Raw genomic sequence first — 18,751 nt, 5'->3', positions numbered from 1 at the left:
CATGATCGGGGTCCGCTTCTTTTTGCGCCGACAACGGGAAGCATCTTATCCTCCCCCTAGAGGGGTGAAGGACGTCGCTCTAGAACGCCAGTGCCTTCGCCTGCTTCACCTGCGGCAACTTCTGCACCTTGGCCAGCACCTCCGCCGGGACCGGCCCGTCGATCTCGACCAGCGCGATGGCGTCGCCGCCCTGCTTGACGCGGCCGAGATGGAAGGTGGCGATGTTGATCTTGGCGTCGCCGAGCAGGCCGGCGAAGCTGCCGATGAAGCCGGGCTTGTCCTCGTTGGTGACATAGATCATCGACTTGCCGAATTCGGCGTCGACCCGGATGCCCTTGATGTCGACCAGCCGCGGCTTGCCGTCGTGATAGACGGTGCCGGACACCGAGCGTTCCTGCCGTTCGGTGGTGACGGTGACCGTGATCAGGCTTTCATAGTCGCTCTGCGCCGCGCGCACGATCTCGTCCACCACCATGCCGCGCTCTTTCGCAACAACCGGCGCGGAGACGACGTTGACCTCGCCCAGCATCGGCCGCAGCAGGCCCGACAGCACCGCCGAAGTGATCGCCTTGATCTTCATCTCGGCGACGTGCCCCTCGTAGGTGATCTGCACCTTCAGGATTCCGCTCTCGGTGAGCTGTCCCGCGAACGAGCCGAGCTTTTCGGCAAGCTCGATGAACGGCTTCAGCTTCGGCGCTTCTTCGGCCGTGATCGAGGGGAAGTTCACCGCATTCGATATCGCGCCGGTCAGGAGATAATCCGACATCTGCTCGGCGACCTGCAGCGCGACGTTCTCCTGAGCTTCCGTGGTGGAGGCGCCGAGATGCGGCGTGCAGATCACGTTGGGATGACCGAACAGCACGTTCTTGGTGGCGGGCTCCTCGACGAACACGTCGAAGGCGGCGCCGGCGACGTGCCTGGAATTCAGCGCGTCGACCAGCGCCTGCTCGTCGACCAGGCCGCCGCGGGCGCAGTTGATGATGCGCACGCCCTTCTTCATCCTGGCGAGCGCCGCCGCGTCAATGATGTTTTTGGTCTTCTCGGTCAGCGGCGTGTGCAGCGTGATGAAATCGGCGCGCTTGAACAACTCGTCGAGTTCGACCTTCTCGACGCCGATGTCCCTGGCGCGCTCCGGCGACAGGAACGGATCGAACGCGATAACCTTCATTTTCAGGCCGAGCGCGCGGTCGGCGGCGATCGAGCCAATATTGCCGCAGCCGATCACGCCCAGCGTCTTGCCGGTGATCTCGACGCCCATGAAGCGGTTCTTCTCCCACTTGCCGGCCTGGGTCGAGGCGTCGGCCTGCGGAATTTCACGCGCCAGCGCCAGCATCAAGGTAATTGCATGCTCGGCGGTCGTGATCGAATTGCCGAACGGCGTGTTCATCACGATGATGCCCTTGGCGGTCGCCGCCGGGATGTCGACATTGTCGACGCCGATACCGGCGCGGCCGATCACCTTCAGCCTGGTGGCCTTGTCGATGATCTTCGCGGTCGCCTTGGTCGCCGAGCGGATCGCAAGCCCGTCGTAATTGCCGATGATCTCGGCGAGCTTGTCCTTGTCCTTGCCGAGATTGGGCTGGAAGTCGACCTCGATACCGCGGTCTTTGAAGATCTGGACGGCGGCCGGAGAGAGCGCGTCGGAAATGAGAACTTTGGGTTTGGACATTGGTGTGATCCTTCACACCCTCCCCTGGAGGGGGAGGGTCGGCGCGAAGCGCCGGGGTGGGGTGAAACTGTCGGTGCGAACTCTGCGTGCGTCGGGTGCGGAGAGATCACCCCACCCCGACGCACCCTTCGGGTGCGTCGACCCTCCCCCTCCAGGGGAGGGTGACGATCAAGCCGCCTTCGGCAGCGCGGCCTTGGTCTCGGCGAACGCCCAGTCGATCCACTGCGTCAGCAGCGCGACGTCGGAGGCTTCGACGGTGGCGCCGCACCAGATCCGCAGGCCTGCCGGCGCATCGCGGTAATAGGCGAAGTCGTAACCGGCGGCTTCCTTCTCCACGAGCGCGACCAGCTTCTTCGAAAAGTCCGCCTGCGCGTCAGGCGGCAGCGAGGTGATCGCGGGATCCGTGAACTTCAGGCACACCGAGGTGTTGGAACGGATCGAAGCTTCCTTCGCCAGGAAATCGATCCACGGCGTCTTTGCCTTCCAGTCCGACAGCACCTTGGTGTTGGCGTCGGCGCGCGCGATCAGGGCCTTCAGGCCGCCGATCGATTTCGCCCAGTTCAGCGCATCGAGATAATCCTCGACGCACAGCATCGACGGCGTGTTGATGGTCTCGCCTTCGAAGATGCCCTGGTTGAGCTTGCCGCCCTTGGTCAGGCGGAAAATCTTCGGCAGCGGCCAGGCCGGCTTGTAGGTCTCGAGCCGCTCCACCGCCCGCGGTGACAGGATCAGCATGCCGTGCGCGGCCTCGCCGCCCAGCGCCTTCTGCCAGGAGAACGTCACTACATCGAGCTTTGCGAAATCGAGCGGCTGCGCAAAGGCGGCCGACGTCGCGTCGCAGATGGTGAGGCCTTCGCGGGTCGCGCTGATCCAGTCGGCGTTCGGCACGCGCACGCCAGACGTCGTGCCGTTCCAGGTGAAGACGATGTCGGAAGCCGGATCGGCCTTGGAGAGATCGGGAAGATCGCCATAGCCGGCATGCAGCTTGGTGACATCCTTCAGCTTCAATTCCTTGACGATGTCGCTGACCCAGCCCTCGCCGAAGGATTCCCAGGCGATGGTGGTGACGGGCCGCGCGCCGAGCAGCGACCACAGCGCCATTTCGACCGCGCCGGTATCGGACGCCGGCACGATGCCGATCTTGTAGTCGGCCGGCACTTCAAGCACTTCGCGCGTCAGTTCGATCGCGAGCTTGAGCTTGGCCTTGCCAACCTTCGCGCGATGCGAGCGGCCGAGGGCTGCGTCCTTGAGATTTTGGGGGGTCCAGCCGGGGCGCTTGGCGCAGGGGCCGGAGGAAAAATGCGGCACGTTGGGCCGCGAAGCGGGCTTCGCTACGGTCATAATCTATCCTTCCAGATAGCAAGCCTCCCGTTGGGGGGAGGTGTCCCGCGGCGGTCAATAGGGGAATCGTGCCCGATCGTCAAGGATCTTCGGGAGCATCACGCCCGATTGATGGGTGCTCGTCCGCGACAGGCGCCGGCTCCTGCTGCAGGAGTTCGGCGGCATCGGTGACCAGTTTGGCCGCCTCCCGCCGGCTCGACACCTTCAGAATGCTGGTCTCTCCGGCCTGAACGACATATTCGCTTCCGATCCGGACAATCGAATATTTTTTCATCGGAAATCCCCAAGCTGCCCAAGCCCCGTGGGAGACGTCGGCATAGCGGAGACCTTCCGGTCCGTAAAATCACGGACGCACGCGTAGTTTATCGGTTGTTAACCGGATCGTAGAGTGACGACTACCTCAGGCATTCATCGCAAATTCGCTTCAACCGCAGTTGGCTGACTCTGACGCGTTTTCATTGCGCGAACCGGATTCCACCCCGGATCAAGTCCGGGACAGGCTTTCGGCTCGAAAACGCTAAGGCGATCAAAATCGCAAGGTCATGCCGACATGGCTGCGCGCAAAGCCGAGCCGCTCGTAAAATCGCTGCGCATCGACGCGGGTGTGATGCGTCAGCAGTTCGACCAGTTTGCATCCCTTGTCCCGCGCTTCGACAACCGCCCACTGCACCATCTGCTCGCCTATGCCGCGGCTGCGGCAGTGTCTGGCGACGCGGACATCCTCGATCAGCCCGCGCGAGGCGCCCTGCGAGCTCAGCCCCGGCAGGATGCAGAGCTGCAGGCAGCCGACCACAGCGCCCGCGCGGTCCTCGGCAACGACGAGTTGGATGTTCGGATCGCGGTCGACCGTCTCGAATGTCGTGAAATAGGATTGCGGCAACGGGTCTTCGATCCGCTCACGGCCGCCGCCGAGCGGATCGTCCGCCAGCATGACGACGATGGTGCCGACGTCCTCGCGGCGGGCGCGGCGGATGGTGATCTCTGAGATGGCAGACATGGCAATTTCCGGTGTAGTCAGCGCGCCGGCGGCAGGCCGAGGAATTTTTCGGTCGCGCCGATCCAGCGGCGCACCGCGGCGTAGCCATCGAGATGGAAGCCGCCTTCATGCGCGACGCGCGTATAGGCCAGCAGCGAGATGTCGGCGAGCGTGACGGCGTCGCCGGCCAGAAATGGCGTGACGGCGAGCTGATGCTCCATCTGCGCCAGCGCCGTATAGCCGCGCTTGACCTTGTCGGGGTCGAGATCGGAAGCCGACTTGCCCAGATAGAACATCTGGAAGCGGCAGACGGCGATGTATGGCTCATGGCTGTATTGTTCCCAGAACAGCCACTCGTCCATCTTCCCTTCCGCGAACGCATCCTGCGGAATGAGACGAGAACCGCGGGCGAGATAACGGATGATGGCGTTGGATTGCGCCAGCGTGCGGCCGTCGTCGAGTTCGATCGTGGGCACCTGGCCGGCGCCGTTGAGCTTGAGGAATTCCGCAGTGCGCGTCTCGCCCTTGAGGGTGTCGACCGCTATCCAGGTGTAGGGCAGCGCGAGATGGTCGCACACCCACTTCACTTTCAGGCAATTGCCGGAATTGGTATCGCCGTAAACCTTCATGCGCCGCCTCCGCTTACGGCGACACTGCAACAGGCGGCGGCAAATCTGTCAACGGCGCGCGGATCGGCGCCGCCGCCACGCGTCAGAACTTGTAGCCGAGACCGGCCTTCACCGTGTTGACGCTGGTTTCGACAGTGGTGCTGAACCGGAGATACTCCCACTCGGCACGAAGGAAGAGGCCCGCGTATAGCATTATGTCGACACCGACACCTCCGGCGAAGCCCATGATGAAATGAGAGTTGGCGTTGTCCGTCAGGCTGTAGGCGCCCGAGTAATTTGGAAGCGGGGGAACGGCGGCGCCGACATACTGGTAGTTAAGGTTCACATCGGCCCTGCGATTGATGTTCGCCTGCCCCAGCGCGAGGCCGACAAATCCATAAGGCAGGAAATTGCCGACGGGGTATGCGGCTCGCGCCCGCAACGAGCCGTAATCGGTGATCTTCATCGAGGCCGACGAGGATGCGGCAGCGAACGTCACGTAGTCAGTCGGGTACTGGAACACGCGAGCCTGACCGCCGCTGTTGGCTCCGAAGAAATTGCCGTGGGTATAGTTCAGCTCAACACCGATGACGGCCTCGCTAAACTGGAAATTGTAGCCGATGAACCCGCCAAAGCCGCTGTTTTGCATATGGGCCTTGCCGAGCAGGGGCCACTTGGAGATATTGAACTGCGCTTCCAGATCGACGTTGTTCAAGAGCTTGGCGAGCAAGTCCTGGCCGGAGTTGGTGAAGTCCATGTCCGCCGCGCCGTGGGAAGCGTGGCCACCGATGTAGCCGCCCCCCCAGTTGACGCTCGCTGTGCTCAGCCCCTCGGTGAAGCTGCCGCGGAGAAAAGGCAAGTCCGGCATGTCAGCCGCTTGCGCGCCGCTTACCACTCCGCACATCACAGCCACCAGCAACAATCGACGCATCGCAACGCTCCATTCGACACTCTGAACTTGGGCTGATCATCGCCTGTTAACCTTAATCAATCGTTGTCGCGTGCACGGATTGGGCGCGATCTTGTCGAAAAGCCGGCAAGATTTTCACCGGCTGCAACTCCCGCATCGTCATGGGCCAAAAGCAAACGGCGCGGGAAGTACCCCGCGCCGTTCGGCAACCGTTAACGAATGGAAGTCGCGATTAACCTTTGCGGATCAGCGGCGGCGCGTAAACCTGCGGGCTGGTCAGATCCCAGCGCACGCCGAGCTTCAGGTCATGCGAAGTGATGTGCTTGAAGGTCATCGGGTTGTTGATCGCATTGACGCCATCGAAGGTGCGGAGATCGCCGGTCAGGCCGTCGCCCATGTCGAGATAGCGATAGGCGAGTTCGACGGTGAAGCTCGGCGTGACCTTGTAGGCGAGACCGGCATGCGCGGCCCAGGCGAAATTCCATTTCGCGACGCTGTCGCCATAGGCGAGACCCGGAAGCGCACCGCCGCCATTGTTGGCAATGCCCTGATCGGTGAAGCCGTTGATCGCAACCCGCGCGCCGCCGACGCCGGCGCCGATGAACGGGGTGATGCACCACCAGGTGCCGAGATCGACATAGGCGTTGGCGAGAACGACCCACTCGTTCTTGGTGGCGTGATAGGTGTCAGTGCCGACGCCGCCCGCATAGGTGATGCGATCGGTGCCGAAGAACTGCGAATTGCCGCGGTATTCACCGGTGACGTCGGCGCGGAACCAGTTGTTGACCTTGTAACCGACGCCGAGGCCGAAGATGCCCGCGGTGTTGAAGTTCAGGGTCTGAACCGACGACGTGTTGTTGGCGTCGAGCGCGTTGTTCAGACGATCGACGCGCTGGTTGCTGAAGCCGATGTCGCCGCGCAGATACCAGCCGCCGAAGTCCTCGACCACCGGGGCCGGCGCGTATGCTGGAGGAGGCGCGATCGCCATGTCGGCAGCAAACACCGCCTGCGACAACAATGTGGCCGCACCGGCGGCAATGAAAGACTTAACGCTACGCATGGGCTTCGTCCTTTTGTCCGGTGAGGCTGACTGCAATGGCCCCACTTCAAAAACTCACGGACGGACGATGGCATTAAATGCTTAAGCGGCGCTTAACCCTAATTATTAAGGTTGACAATCTCTGACTGCTTTCGTGCCGCTGTTTGCGACGCGAGTCGCAATGCATCTTGCAACACCGGAAAATGGCGAAACCGCCATACATCCTAACGATGTATTGACGAAGGGCGAGTGGCGAATAGCGAATGGCGAGGAGAGAAGCACCTCATTTCCTGCGCACTACTCGCCACTCCCTATTCGCTATTCGCCTGCCTAATCTTCGGCAGGAACACCGCGAGCAGGCCGAGCGCGGGCAGGAACGCGCAGAGATGATAGACGAACGCGATCCCGGTGTGATCGGCAAGCTTGCCGAGCACGGCGGCGCCAAGTCCGCCGATGCCGAAGGCGACGCCGAAGAACACGCCCGAGATCATCCCGAAGCGGTGCGGCATCAGCTCCTGCGCGAACACAATGATTGAGGATGTCGCCGAGGAAATAATCAGGCCGATGAATATCGTCAGCACGGCGCTGGCGAACAGGCCGGCATAGGGCAGCGCCAGCGTGAACGGCAGCGCGCCTGCTATCGAGAACCAGATGACGTATTGGCGGCCGAAGCGATCACCGAGCGGCCCGCCGAAGAACGCGCCCGCTGCATTGGCGGCGAGAAAGAGGAAGAGGTAGAGCTGGGCCGCCTGCGTCGACACCTGAAACTTGTCGATCAGATAGAAGATGTAATAGCTCGACAGGCTCGACACGTAGAGCTGTTTTGAGAACAGCAGCGCGACCAGCACCGCGAGCGCGATCCTGACGCGCCGGGAATCCGGCAGGTCCGGATGACGTTCCACCGCAGCCGACTTCTTCGTCGCGATCTGCGGCTTGTACCAGGCGCCGATCCGCCACAGGATCACGATCGCCAGAAACGCGATCGATGAAAACCAGGCGATCGAGGGCTGGCCGAACGGCACCACGATCAGCGCCGCCAGCACCGGTCCCATCGACGTGCCAAAACTGCCGCCGAGTTGAAACACCGATTGCGCGAAGCCGTAGCGGCCGCCCGAGGCGAGGCGCGCGATCCGCGCCGACTCCGGATGGAACACCGCCGAGCCGAGGCCGACCAGCGCGGCTGCGATCAGGATGACGGGATAGCGCGCCGCGACGCTCAAGAGCAGCAAGCCAAAGAAGGTGAAGCCCATGCCGATCGCAAGCGAGAACGGCTGCGCCTTCTTGTCGGTGAAATGCCCGACCAGCGGCTGCAGCAGCGACGCAGTGAACTGGAACGCCAGCGTGATCATGCCGATCTGCCCGTAGTCCAGCGCGTAAGCATCCTTCAGGATCGGATAGACCGAAGCGATCAACGACTGCATGGTGTCGTTGAGGAAATGCGAGAAGCTGATGCCGGCCAGCACGACATAGGCCGGTCCCGCGACAGCCGCCTTGGCGGCACGGCTTGGCGTCGCGTCCAGCACGACCACCGGCGCGGTCGTCGTTTCCTCTGAGACGATGACGGGCTTGTTCAAGGGCGCATTCCCGAAAAGAATCGCGGGCAGGCAATGTGTGGTGTTCTACGGCCGGGCCATCGTCGCGACCAGCATCAATAGCTTATGGCTGCGATGCGTTGCCACACCACCGATCAACGATCCTGCGCCATCAAAATAAAACGCGCTTATGCCGCCGCGGCGTGGCCGAGCGCGGTGACGATCTGATCGACGACGTCCTCGACCAGGATGCGGTCGTCGCCCTCGCCCATCACGCGGATCACAGACTCGGTGCCGGACGAACGGACCAAGAGCCGGCCGTGGCCGTTGAGGCGATTCTCGCCGTCCATGATCGCCGATTTCACCTCGGCATGGTCGAGCGGCTTGCCGGAGCGGTAGCGCACGTTCTTCAGGATCTGCGGCAGCGGATCGAAACGGTGGCAGACTTCCGACACCGGACGGCGAAGCTTTTGCACCACGGCCAGCACCTGCAGTGCGGCGACAAAGCCGTCGCCTGTCGTGGCGTAGTCGGAGAGAATGATATGGCCCGAAGGCTCGCCGCCGAGATTGTAGCCCTGCTTGAGCATCTGCTCGAGCACGTAGCGATCGCCGACCGGCGTGCGCACCATGCCGATGCCCTGCCCTTCGAGAAAGCGCTCGAGCCCGAGGTTGGACATCACGGTGGCGACGATGCCGGGCCTGGCGAGACGGCCGTCGTCCTTCCAGCTTTGCGCGATCACCGCGAGCAACTGGTCGCCGTCGACCACATGGCCGCGCTCGTCGACCAGGATGACGCGATCGGCGTCGCCGTCGAGCGCGATGCCGATATCGGCGCGCATCTCGCGCACCTTTTTCGCCAGCGCTTCCGGCGAGGTCGAGCCGCATTCCTTGTTGATGTTGAATCCGTCGGGTTCGACGCCGATCGCGATGACGTCCGCGCCCAATTCCCACAGCGCTTCCGGCACCACCTTGTAGGCGGCGCCGTGCGCGCAATCGATCACGACGCGAAGGCCGTCGAGCGAGAGTTCGCGCGGCAGCGTGCGCTTGGCGAATTCGATGTAGCGGTCATGCACGCCGTCTATGCGGCGGGCGCGCCCCAGGCTGGCGCTCTGCGCCAGACGGCGGTCGATCGGCTCGTCGAGCAGTTGCTCGATCTGCTTTTCGACATCGTCGGACAATTTGAAGCCCTGCGGGCCGAACAGCTTGATGCCGTTGTCCTCGAACAGATTGTGGGAAGCCGAAATCATCACGCCGAGATCGGCACGCATCGACTTGGTCAGCATCGCAACCGCCGGCGTCGGCATCGGGCCGAGCAGCAGCACGTCCATGCCGACCGAGGTAAAGCCGGCCACCATGGCGTATTCGATCATGTAGCCGGAGAGCCGGGTGTCCTTGCCGATCACGACGCGGTGGCGATGCTCGCCGCGCTGAAACACCAGGCCGGCCGCCTGCCCCACCTTGAGCGCGAGCTCCGGGGTAATCAGACCATTGGCACGGCCCCGAATTCCGTCGGTACCGAAATATTTGCGGCTCATGTGACCCCCAGCCATTCCAGGTCTTCTTTAAGGCCATCACGGCCACGAATCCCCGAACGCCCTCCATCGTAGCGTGCATGGGTTATAATCCCTCGGCGGCTAAAATGACTTCAAAAAATATGATTAATCATTACGGCTATGGGCAACCGCGGCTAGCATATAAGCACTTGGTATAATTAAATTTTTTCGCGAATGCGTGTCCCGCACCGGCGCGCTAGTTCCCCCGCTTGACGTGGTGGTCGCCCTTCGAAGGCGGCGGCTGGGTGACATTGACCGGGTCGGAGGCCGGAAAGGTCTCTTCCAGACCTTCCTCCAGGGCGTCGTCCAGCCGGCGCTTTTCCTCGCGATCCTTGTCTTCGCGATCCTTGGCGCGGGCGTCGGGACTGGAAACAGTGCGCGGTCCGGTCATGGGGTGTCCCTCCGCTCCGGAAGGTGCCTACGAGATGCGATTTGGCTGGCCTTCCAACCGTGCTAGATGACAACGCAGCGAAGAAATTCAAGAAGAGGCCGGGACGTCCATGAAGCACATCACCTGCATTGAGGATCTGCGCCAGTTGCACAAGCGCCGGGTTCCCAAGGCGTTTTTCGACTACACCGACCGCGGCTCCTACACCGAGGACACGCTGCGCGCCAACTCCGAGGATCTGCAGCAGATCAAGTTCCGCCAGCGCATCCTGGTCGACGTCTCCAAGCGCGATCTTTCCACCACGATCCTCGGCGAGCCGGCCGCGATGCCGTTGATCCTCGCGCCGGTCGGCCTGCTCGGCATGCAGCATGGCGACGGCGAGATTCATGCCTGCCGCGCCGCCCAGGCCGCCGGCATTCCCTTTACCCAGAGCACGATGTCGATCTGCTCGATCGAGGATATCGCCGCCAGCGTCGACAAGCCGTTCTGGTTCCAGCTCTACGTGATGAAAGACCGCGGCTTCATCAAGGCGTTGATCGAGCGCGCGATCGCGGCGAAATGCTCGGCGCTGGTGCTGACCGTCGACCTGCAGGTGATCGGGCAGCGTCACCAGGACATCAAGAACGGCATGTCGGTGCCGCCGGAATGGTCGCTGTCGAAACTGCTCGACTTCGCCAGCAAGCCGTCATGGGTCGCCGGCGTGCTGCGCGGCAAGCGCCGCAGCTTCGGCAACATCGTCGGCCACGTCAAAGGCACCGAGGATCTCACAAAACTGTCGGAATGGACGGCGTCGCAGTTCGATACCTCGCTGAACTGGAAGGACATCGACTGGATCCGCTCGATCTGGCCGGGCAAGCTGATCCTGAAAGGCATTCTCGACGTCGAGGACGCCGAGATCGCGGCCAAGACCGGCGCGCAGGCGCTTGTCGTGTCCAACCATGGCGGCCGCCAGCTCGACGGCGCGCCGTCTTCCATCGAGGTGCTGCCCGAGATCGTCGACGCCGTCGGCTCGAAGATGGAGATCATGTTCGACGGCGGCATCCGCTCCGGCCAGGACGTGGTGCGCGCGCTCGCGCTCGGCGCCAAATCCTGCATGATCGGCCGCGCCTACGCCTACGGCCTGGGCGCCGGCGGACAGGCCGGCGTCGCCAAGGCGCTCGACATCATCGCCAAGGAAATGCTGACCACCATGGGATTGTGCGGCGTCAACACGATCGCCGAGATCGACGATAACGTGCTGGCGGTGTGAGGAAGCAGCGAAGCTCTATCGTCGTCCCCGCCTTGTGCGCAATTGCGCACAAGGCGGGGACAACCCGTTGAGAGAGCTGCGCTCTCACCTCACATCGGCGGCGTAATTCCGTCGCGGCCGACATTGACGCGATTGGCTTCCAGCGTGCCATCGTCCTTCTTCACCGCGCTGAAGATAATCACCTTGGCGCCCGGCTTCAGTTCGGACTTGTCACCGGCGACGAAGGTGACGATCGGCGTCCCCTCCGGCACCACGACCTTCTTTTCGCCGTCCTTGTATTTGACCAGGATGTTCTGGCCGTCGGTGCCCTTCACCGTCTGGGCGACGGTGGCATTGGTCATGGTCGAGTTCGGCCGCTGATCCCAGGGCCGGAAACCTTCGGCCGCGCCGCGCTGGTTTTCAGGGAAGATATGCACCGCGACCGCCTTCTGGGTGCCGTCCGGCTCCGGCATTGCGGTGACGCCGATATAGGAGCCTTCCTTGATCTCCGACAGTTCGGTCTTGGCGACGCCGAACACCGCGACATTGTCGGTGACGCGCACCTTCATGTCGGTGCCCTCGCGCGATTTGATCGACAGCATGGGCAGATCTACGGCCTCGATGGTACCGCGAATTCGAACCGTCGGCGGCTGCTGCGCCCACGCCACCGATCCGAGCAGCGTGACAAAGGCCAGCGAGGCCGCGAGCATCCGCGGCCGTGAAGAAGATTTCAGCATGGTATTCCTCCCGAGGTGTATTTGGCGCCCAACTCAACTCAAACACCGCACGGGAGGTGCTATTCCACGAGGCGAGATCACATCGGCGGGGTCAGCCCCTCGCGGCCCACGCTGACGCGGTTGGTTTCGAACGAGCCGTCCGGCAGCTTCTTCATGAAGGCGATCACCTTGGCGCCGGGCTTGAGGTCGGACTTGTCGGCGGGAACGTAGGTCACGACCGGCGTCTCCGGTGAGACTACGACTTTCTTCTCGCCGTCCTTGTACTTGATCATCAGGGTGTGACCGTCATTGCCGACCACGGACTCCGCCACCGTGGCGTTGGTCATGGTGGAGTTAGGGCGGAGATCATAGGGCCGCGACCCCTCGCCGGTGCCGCGCATGGCTTCCGGAAACACATGCACCTCGACAGCGTTCTGGCTGCCGTCCGGCCCCGGCACCGTGGTGGTGCCGATGAAGGAACCGACCTTGATGTCCGACAAGGAGATTTTGCTGATCCCCACGACCCTGAGATCGCCGGTCATATGCAGCCTGACGTCTTCGCCGCCACGCGACTTCACGGCCAGCACATCGCCATCGACGGCTTCGATGGTGCCGCGAACGCGTGTCGGCGTGGGCGGCTGCTGGGCGATCGCGTAAAGCGTCGAGCCCGCGACCATCGCTATGGCGGCAAGCGGGCGAACGAATTGAAAGCGACTGACGGACATGTCGGGAATCTCCGGTGGCGGCACTGACCTAACCATTGACCCCGGTCTTTCAAAAAAATTCCGGCTCAAGACTCCGCGATCAACCGATCATGTATTCGTGAGATCGGCCTCGACCAGCGCACGAAGCTCCGCCGTCACCTCGGGGCGCCGGCCGAACCACAATTCGAAGCCGCGCACCGCCTGGTGCAACAGCATGCCGAGCCCGTCGGCGGTCTTCAGTCCGCGCGCGCGTGACGCCGTCAGCAGCGGCGTGTCGAGCGGCACGTAGACGAGATCGGCGACGACAGCGTGTGGCGGCAACCGCCCGACATCGAGTTCGAGCGGCGGCTGCCCCTTCATGCCGAGCGAGGTCGTATTCACCAGCAGCCCGACGCGCGGCAGCAGATCGCCGAGCGCATCCCACGCCACCGGCAGAACGCTCGCGCCGAATTGGTCCGCCAGCGCGCGGGCGCGCTCCATGGTGCGGTTGGCGAGGTGCACGCGCTTGATGCCACGGTCGAGCAATCCGAACACCACCGCGCGCGCCGAACCGCCAGCGCCGAGCACCAGCGCATCCTCGCACCTGTCCCATCCATCAGCGCAGGCGTCGAGATTGTTGATAAAACCCTCGACGTCCGTGTTGGTCGAGCAGAGCTCGCCATTCTCGAACCACAGCGTGTTGGCCGCGCCGACCGCGCGGGCGCGCGCGTCCGGCTTCGACAGCGAAAGCGCGCGCTCCTTGTGCGGAATGGTGACGTTGGCGCCGACGAAGCCGCGCAGCGACAGCCGGAAGATGAAATCCTTGAACTCGTCGGGCGGCACCGCCTCGATGACATAGCCGCCCTCGATGCCGAGCGTCCGCAGCCAGTAATGATGGATCAGCGGCGAGCGCGAATGCGCGGCCGGCCATCCGATCAGGCAGGCGGCGGGGGGTTTAGGCACGGCAACAACTCCTCAAAGACGTCGATGGCCGGGATCAACCCGGCCACGACGATCAATTTATCTTCCCTTGGGGTGTGTCAAGCCGAACGCCAACCACCGCGGCCGGCCAAGGCCGCGGCGTCCCGCCGTTAACTACGCCGCGACGCGGTGCGCGGCGATGATCTGGTCGGCGGCGCGGCCGGTGACTTCGGCCATGCGGTCGAAAGCCCGCGTAAAGCTGCCGGCGCCGGCGGTGGCCGAGCGCAATTCCACGATCAGGTCGCCGATCTCCGCTTCCGGCATGGTGGCGCGGACGCAATCCCATCCCGGCCAGTTGTCGCGGGTGTCGAAGCCCAAAATCTGGCCGCGCCGCGCCGACAGGATGGCGTTGATCTTCGCCGTCGCCTCCGTCGGGCAGACGATCTCCACCATGTGGATCGGCTCCAGCAGCACCGGCTGGCACTGCGGCAGCGCCTCGCTCATGCCGATTCGCGCCGCGGTGCGGAAGGCAAGATCGGAGGAGTCGACGCTGTGATAGGAGCCGTCGGTCAGGGTCACCTGCACGTCGATGACGGGGAAGCCGAGCGGGCCCTTCGCAAGGCCGTCGACCACGCCCTCCTCCACCGCGCCGATATAGTTGCGCGGCACCGCGCCGCCGACCACCTTTTCGTCGAACCCGAAGCCCGAGCCGCGTGGCATCGGCTTGATCTCCAGCACCACGTCGCCGAACTGGCCATGGCCGCCGGACTGCTTCTTGTGACGGCCGCGCTGGGTGATCGATTTGCGGATGGTCTCCTGATAGCCGATCGCGGGTGGTTGCGATTTGACGTTGACGCCGAAGCGGTCCTTGAGCCGCTCGAGTGCGACGCGCAGATGCATCTCGCCCTGCCCCCACAGCACGATGTCGTGGGTCTGCTGGTTCTGGATCATCGACAGCGACGGGTCCTCCTCGTTCAGCCGCAGCAGCGCCTGGCCGAGCTTGACGTCGTCCTTGCGATCGACCGCCGCGAGCGACATCGCCAGCACCGGCGGCGTCGGCTCGATGCGCACGAGCGCGGCCGGCGCGGTCTTGCCGCTCGACAGCGAGTCGCCGGTCTTGATCGCGTCGAGCTTGCCGAGGGCGATGGTGTCTCCGGCCTCGGCCGCGGCCCGCTTGGTGTCGTGTCCGCCGCTCACCGCGAGAATGCCGGAAACCCGCCCGGCCTCACCGGAGGAAGATTGCAGCGTCGCGCCGTCATCGAGATGGCCGGCGAGCAGCCGCGTCAGCGACAGCTTGCCGCCGTGCTGCAGATGCAGCGTCTTGAACACATAGGCCAGCGCTTCCTTCTGCGCCGGCACGCCGAGCCGCTTCGCCGTCTCGGCAACGCCGGGTGCTTCATGCCGCAGCGCCTTCATCAATCGCAGCACGCCGTTTTCGCGGCTCGCGGCGCCCAGCAGCACCGGGCAGATCAGGCCTTCGCGCAATTCGCGGGCGAGGTCGTCGAACACCGCGTCACGCGGCGGCTGGATGTCGTCCAGCAACTGCTCCATCAGCGCATCGTCGTGGTCGGCGAGCTTTTCCAACATCGAGAAGCGCGCTTCCTTCTCGCGGTCGAGATTGCCGCCTTCCAGCGCGATCACTTCGGAAGGCTTGTGTTCGCGGTAGACGAAGGCGCGCTCCAGCGCGAGATCGACAAAACCCTCGATCAGGTCGCCGTTCCAGATCGGAATCTGCCGCAGCACCAGCGGCACGCGCGAGGCCGGCTGCAGCGTCGCCAGCGTCTCGCGGATGCGCTTGTTGGCGCGGTCGATCTTGTTCAGAAACAGAAAACGCGGAATACCGAGATCCTCGAGCTCACGCAGGATGATCTGCAGTTGCGGCAGCTTCTTCTCGTCCGCCTCGCAGACCACGACCGCAGCATCGACCGCGGGCAACGCGGCGCGCATGTCATGCGCGAACTCGATCGAGCCGGGACAATCGATAAAGGTGTAACTATCGCCCATGAAGGTGGTGGTGGCGGCGGAGAGGCCGACGCCCATCTTGTGGTGTCGCGCCTCGGGGCTGGCATCGCCGACGGAAGTTCCGGCATCGACGCTGCCGGCATTTTTAATGGCCCCTGTTCGGGCCAATATCGCTTCTAGGAGTGTGGTTTTACCGCTCTGGAAAGGGCCCACCAGCGCTATGCACCGTGGACCTCGGGGACTTCTGACGTCTTGTCCCATTGCCGCCTCCTTTGCTTGGAGCTCGGCCCGTGATTGGGTCGGCGACTTCCAATGCTCCGCCTGTCTCGTGATTTTGGCAAGCGGGAAAACGTCGCTGCGGTGCGGCGTGAAGCGGAGGGCAGCTAAACTAGCTCCGTCAGTGCGAGCCAGCGGGTCGCGCGAATGCGCGCCCGATGACAGGCTCCGCGAAGCAATCCATCCATCCGCGAAAAGATGGATTGCTTCGTCGCTCGCTCCCTTGCGCAAACGCTTCGCGTTTGTCGCAGGCAATGACGGCGGAGGGCGACGAAAGTTAACGTCCCGGCCGAAGTTCCAGGCTTTCCAATCCGGCAGCAATGCTGACACCAACTTGGCCCTGCACGCTCAGCGGCTGCAGCGCGATCGAATTCGCGGAGCCGCCGACCAGCACATTGCCGCCGACGCCGACGCCGAGCGTGGCACTGCCTTGCGCGCCGACATAGTCGCCGGAGAGTCCGCCCGGCCCGAGCCGCGCTACAGGTGCGAACACGCCCCAGGCCAGCGCCGATTCCTGGGTGATGCCAAGATCGAGCCCCACTTTGCGGATGGTGGCGATGTAGCGATCCTCCGGCATCCCTTCGGCGCGCAGCACGCAGCCGAGATTGGTGACGGAGCCGACGATGAAACCGACGCTGGCGCCGCCGCGGCATTCCAGCACGCCGACCTGCACGCGCTGCATCTGCTGCGCATTGGCGCCGCCGATCGACGCAGCCAGCATGGCAAGGGCAGTACCTGCGAGAATGAGAGAACGACGCATAAAGGAATCTCCGGCTGAAAAACGGTGATGCGAGCAGAGAAACAAGAATGGCGCCGTGCCCGCGGCGCTTTCCGATCTATGCCACAACATCTTGGGCCGTGCCAGAATTTGCCGCCGGAGCCGCCCCACGTCATGAAATAAAAAAGGCCCGCGTGCGCGGGCCTTTTCCGGAGATCACAGCACCCCTCAGCCGCGGCGGTGATGGCGGCGATGGTGATGCCGGCGCGGGCCGAATTGGATCGGCTGCAGCTCGAGGCCGGCGATACCGGCGGCGACGTTCAGGCCGGTTTGTCCCTGCAGGCTGATCGGCTGCAGCGCGTAGGCGTTGGCGGGACCGCCCACCAGGAAGTTGCCGCCGCCGCCGCCGCCGATCGAGGCGTTGGCGCCGACGCCGCCATAGCTGCCGGCGAGTTCGCCGCGCCCGAGCCGGCTGTTCAGCGCATTGACCGCCCAGGACAACTGGGTCTGCTCGGTCACGCCGAGATCGAGGCCGATGCGCTGCACCTTGGCGATGTAGGGTTCAGGCCGGCGGCCTTCGCTGCGGAACACGCATTCGAGGCTCGTCACTGAGCCGACCACGAAGCCGACATTCTGGCCGCCCTGGCATTGCAGGACGCCGGCGCGAACCGGCGGCGCCGCGTCAGCGCTTGCGATCGGCGCGAGCAGCGAAAGCGTGGCGAGTGTCAAAGTCAGAAGTCGCATGTGTCCCAGTCTCCGCATGAAAAACTAAATTTGCAGAGCGGACAGGAGGGAAGCGCCGTGTCCAAAACATGGCGCTTGCTCAAGAAGCCGTCAAAACATCAGGTGATCACGACCTGTTGTGATTTGACGGCCGTCTTTTTGACGCGTTCTCTTTCCGCGAAGCGGAGCCTGTCCCGCATCACGTACGGGACAGGCTGGTGTCTCGAAAACGCTTCTTATCTCAAATTGCCGCAAAAGCGCTGGATGCGCTTGCAGGCGTCTTCGAGATCGGAGGTCTTGGTCGCGTAGGAAATCCGGAACGCCGGGCCCAGCCCGAACGCGGAACCCTGCACGACGGCGACGCCTTCGCTCTCCAAGAGTTCGGTGACGAAGTCCTCGTCATTCGCGATCACCTTGCCTGACGGCGCGGTCTTGCCGATGGTGCCGGCGCAGGACGGATAGACGTAGAACGCGCCTTCGGGCCGCGGGCATTCGATGCCCTTGGCCTGGTTGAGCATCGACACCACGAGGTCGCGACGCTCCTTGAACACCTTGTTGTGCACGGGGATGAAGTCCTGCGGACCGTTCAACGCTTCCACCGAGGCCCACTGCGCGATCGACGACGGGTTCGAGGTCGACTGCGACTGGATCGTCGCCATCGCCTTGATCAGGTCGGCGGGACCGCCGGCATAGCCGATGCGCCAGCCGGTCATGCAATAGGCCTTCGACACGCCGTTCACCGTCAGTGTGCGGTCGTACAGTTTCGGCTCGACCTGCGCCGGCGTTGCAAACTGGAAGTCGTCATAGACCAGGTGCTCGTACATGTCGTCGGTCATCACCCAGACATGCGGATGCTTCACCAGCACGTCGGTGATCGCCTTCAGCTCAGTGCGCGTGTAGGCAGCGCCGGTCGGGTTCGACGGCGAGCACAGGATGATCCATTTGGTCTTCGGCGTGATCGCCTTTTCGAGATCCTCGGGGCGCAGCTTGAAGCCGCTCGACGCCGGGCACACCACTGGCACCGATTCACCGCCGGCCAGCGCCACCATTTCGGGATAGCTGACCCAGTACGGCGCCGGGATGATGACCTCGTCGCCGGGGTTCAGCGTCGCCATCAACGCGTTGTAGAGCACCTGCTTGCCGCCGGTGCCGACGATGATCTGGTTCGGCTTGTAGGTCAGGCCGTTCTCGCGCCGGAACTTGTTGATGATGGCTTCCTTCAACTCGGGGATGCCGCCGACATCGGTATACTTGGTCTTGCCGGCCTCGATGGCGCGGATCGCCGCCAGCTTGATGTTGGCGGGCGTGTCGAAATCCGGCTCACCGGCGCCAAGGCCGATGACGTTGCGCCCCGCCGCTTTCAGCGCACGCGCTTTATCCGTGACCGCGATCGTCGCGGACGGCTTCACACGGGCGAGCGCGGCGGACAGGAAGGGCATCATCATCTCCTGGCAAACGTCGTGACCTCAAGAATTCACGACTCTTTTTGATGGGAACGCCGCACCCTA

General features: G+C 63.7%; 18 protein-coding genes. 1 reads left to right on the top strand and 17 read right to left on the bottom strand.

Translation table 11 applies throughout. The annotated features are described in order from the left end of the window. Positions 1–79: 79 nt before the first annotated feature. The 10 genes from serA to JQ624_RS22245 all read right to left on the bottom strand — a co-directional run bounded on the left by serA (position 80) and on the right by JQ624_RS22245 (position 10,019). Positions 80–1,669 carry a phosphoglycerate dehydrogenase gene (gene serA / locus JQ624_RS22290; protein ID WP_212421038.1) on the bottom strand — a complete coding sequence of 530 codons (1,590 nt, stop codon included), beginning with the start codon at positions 1,667–1,669 and terminating at the stop codon, positions 80–82. 168 nt (positions 1,670–1,837) lie between these two features. Further along, positions 1,838–3,010, bottom strand: coding sequence for a phosphoserine transaminase (locus tag JQ624_RS22285; protein WP_212421037.1), 1,173 nt, complete (start codon positions 3,008–3,010; stop codon positions 1,838–1,840). A 79-nt stretch (positions 3,011–3,089) separates the two neighbouring features. After that, entirely contained in the window at positions 3,090–3,284 is a 195-nt protein-coding gene (locus JQ624_RS22280; RefSeq protein ID WP_212421036.1) for a hypothetical protein, read from the bottom strand. A gap of 252 nt (positions 3,285–3,536) precedes the next feature. Then, entirely contained in the window at positions 3,537–4,007 is a 471-nt protein-coding gene (locus JQ624_RS22275) for a GNAT family N-acetyltransferase (protein WP_212421035.1), read from the bottom strand. Positions 4,008–4,024: 17 nt separating this feature from the next. Further along, positions 4,025–4,615, bottom strand: coding sequence for a glutathione S-transferase family protein (locus JQ624_RS22270; RefSeq protein ID WP_212421034.1), 591 nt, complete (start codon positions 4,613–4,615; stop codon positions 4,025–4,027). An 82-nt stretch (positions 4,616–4,697) separates the two neighbouring features. Then, positions 4,698–5,525, bottom strand: a complete 828-nt coding sequence (locus JQ624_RS22265; protein ID WP_212421033.1) for an outer membrane protein — start codon at positions 5,523–5,525, stop codon at positions 4,698–4,700. 211 nt (positions 5,526–5,736) lie between these two features. After that, the gene (locus JQ624_RS22260; protein WP_212421032.1) at positions 5,737–6,564 is read right to left on the bottom strand and encodes an outer membrane protein; all 828 of its coding nucleotides are present in this window, start codon (positions 6,562–6,564) and stop codon (positions 5,737–5,739) included. A gap of 290 nt (positions 6,565–6,854) precedes the next feature. Further along, entirely contained in the window at positions 6,855–8,117 is a 1,263-nt protein-coding gene (locus JQ624_RS22255; RefSeq protein WP_212421031.1) for an MFS transporter, read from the bottom strand. A 146-nt stretch (positions 8,118–8,263) separates the two neighbouring features. Then, entirely contained in the window at positions 8,264–9,610 is a 1,347-nt protein-coding gene (gene glmM, locus JQ624_RS22250; protein ID WP_212421076.1) for a phosphoglucosamine mutase, read from the bottom strand. 214 nt (positions 9,611–9,824) lie between these two features. Beyond that, on the bottom strand, positions 9,825–10,019 hold the full coding sequence (locus tag JQ624_RS22245; protein ID WP_212421030.1) for a hypothetical protein: 195 nt from the start codon (positions 10,017–10,019) through the stop codon (positions 9,825–9,827). A 109-nt stretch (positions 10,020–10,128) separates the two neighbouring features. Here JQ624_RS22245 and JQ624_RS22240 point away from each other — a divergent pair, with 109 nt between their 5' ends. Beyond that, positions 10,129–11,265: an alpha-hydroxy acid oxidase gene (locus JQ624_RS22240; protein WP_212421029.1), complete on the top strand. Its 1,137-nt coding sequence runs from the start codon at positions 10,129–10,131 to the stop codon at positions 11,263–11,265. A gap of 89 nt (positions 11,266–11,354) precedes the next feature. Here JQ624_RS22240 and JQ624_RS22235 read toward each other — a convergent pair whose 3' ends face one another. The 7 genes from JQ624_RS22235 to JQ624_RS22205 all read right to left on the bottom strand — a co-directional run bounded on the left by JQ624_RS22235 (position 11,355) and on the right by JQ624_RS22205 (position 18,682). Further along, positions 11,355–11,954 carry a hypothetical protein gene (locus tag JQ624_RS22235; RefSeq protein ID WP_409334360.1) on the bottom strand — a complete coding sequence of 200 codons (600 nt, stop codon included), beginning with the start codon at positions 11,952–11,954 and terminating at the stop codon, positions 11,355–11,357. A gap of 104 nt (positions 11,955–12,058) precedes the next feature. Further along, a complete protein-coding gene (locus JQ624_RS22230) occupies positions 12,059–12,685 on the bottom strand; it encodes a hypothetical protein (protein WP_212421027.1) in 627 nt (208 codons plus the stop codon). Between the two features lie 87 nt (positions 12,686–12,772). Next, positions 12,773–13,606 carry a shikimate dehydrogenase gene (locus JQ624_RS22225; protein WP_212421026.1) on the bottom strand — a complete coding sequence of 278 codons (834 nt, stop codon included), beginning with the start codon at positions 13,604–13,606 and terminating at the stop codon, positions 12,773–12,775. A gap of 132 nt (positions 13,607–13,738) precedes the next feature. Continuing rightward, a complete protein-coding gene (locus JQ624_RS22220) occupies positions 13,739–15,787 on the bottom strand; it encodes an elongation factor G (RefSeq protein ID WP_212421025.1) in 2,049 nt (682 codons plus the stop codon). A 292-nt stretch (positions 15,788–16,079) separates the two neighbouring features. Further along, positions 16,080–16,562, bottom strand: coding sequence for a DUF992 domain-containing protein (locus JQ624_RS22215; protein WP_212421024.1), 483 nt, complete (start codon positions 16,560–16,562; stop codon positions 16,080–16,082). A 186-nt stretch (positions 16,563–16,748) separates the two neighbouring features. Further along, positions 16,749–17,264, bottom strand: a complete 516-nt coding sequence (locus JQ624_RS22210) for a DUF992 domain-containing protein (RefSeq protein WP_212421023.1) — start codon at positions 17,262–17,264, stop codon at positions 16,749–16,751. A 215-nt stretch (positions 17,265–17,479) separates the two neighbouring features. Next, complete coding sequence (locus tag JQ624_RS22205; protein ID WP_212421022.1) at positions 17,480–18,682, bottom strand: pyridoxal phosphate-dependent aminotransferase; 1,203 nt, start codon at positions 18,680–18,682, stop codon at positions 17,480–17,482. Positions 18,683–18,751: the final 69 nt, after the last annotated feature.

It is taken from the genome of Bradyrhizobium sp. AUGA SZCCT0283 (assembly GCF_018130385.1).
Taxonomy (GTDB): Bacteria; Pseudomonadota; Alphaproteobacteria; order Rhizobiales; family Xanthobacteraceae; genus Bradyrhizobium.
This window is presented reverse-complemented; position numbering and strand designations above follow the sequence as displayed.

Coding starts and splice junctions, on each gene's coding strand:
- JQ624_RS22270 (WP_212421034.1), bottom strand. CDS start 4,615: ATGAAGGTTTACGGCGATACCAATTCCGGCAATTGCCTGAAAGTGAAG.
- serA (WP_212421038.1), bottom strand. CDS start 1,669: ATGTCCAAACCCAAAGTTCTCATTTCCGACGCGCTCTCTCCGGCCGCC.
- JQ624_RS22220 (WP_212421025.1), bottom strand. CDS start 15,787: ATGGGACAAGACGTCAGAAGTCCCCGAGGTCCACGGTGCATAGCGCTG.
- JQ624_RS22210 (WP_212421023.1), bottom strand. CDS start 17,264: ATGCGACTTCTGACTTTGACACTCGCCACGCTTTCGCTGCTCGCGCCG.
- JQ624_RS22230 (WP_212421027.1), bottom strand. CDS start 12,685: ATGTCCGTCAGTCGCTTTCAATTCGTTCGCCCGCTTGCCGCCATAGCG.
- JQ624_RS22205 (WP_212421022.1), bottom strand. CDS start 18,682: ATGCCCTTCCTGTCCGCCGCGCTCGCCCGTGTGAAGCCGTCCGCGACG.
- JQ624_RS22215 (WP_212421024.1), bottom strand. CDS start 16,562: ATGCGTCGTTCTCTCATTCTCGCAGGTACTGCCCTTGCCATGCTGGCT.
- JQ624_RS22285 (WP_212421037.1), bottom strand. CDS start 3,010: ATGACCGTAGCGAAGCCCGCTTCGCGGCCCAACGTGCCGCATTTTTCC.
- JQ624_RS22240 (WP_212421029.1), top strand. CDS start 10,129: ATGAAGCACATCACCTGCATTGAGGATCTGCGCCAGTTGCACAAGCGC.
- JQ624_RS22260 (WP_212421032.1), bottom strand. CDS start 6,564: ATGCGTAGCGTTAAGTCTTTCATTGCCGCCGGTGCGGCCACATTGTTG.
- JQ624_RS22265 (WP_212421033.1), bottom strand. CDS start 5,525: ATGCGTCGATTGTTGCTGGTGGCTGTGATGTGCGGAGTGGTAAGCGGC.
- JQ624_RS22275 (WP_212421035.1), bottom strand. CDS start 4,007: ATGTCTGCCATCTCAGAGATCACCATCCGCCGCGCCCGCCGCGAGGAC.
- JQ624_RS22280 (WP_212421036.1), bottom strand. CDS start 3,284: ATGAAAAAATATTCGATTGTCCGGATCGGAAGCGAATATGTCGTTCAG.
- glmM (WP_212421076.1), bottom strand. CDS start 9,610: ATGAGCCGCAAATATTTCGGTACCGACGGAATTCGGGGCCGTGCCAAT.
- JQ624_RS22245 (WP_212421030.1), bottom strand. CDS start 10,019: ATGACCGGACCGCGCACTGTTTCCAGTCCCGACGCCCGCGCCAAGGAT.
- JQ624_RS22235 (WP_409334360.1), bottom strand. CDS start 11,954: ATGCTCGCGGCCTCGCTGGCCTTTGTCACGCTGCTCGGATCGGTGGCG.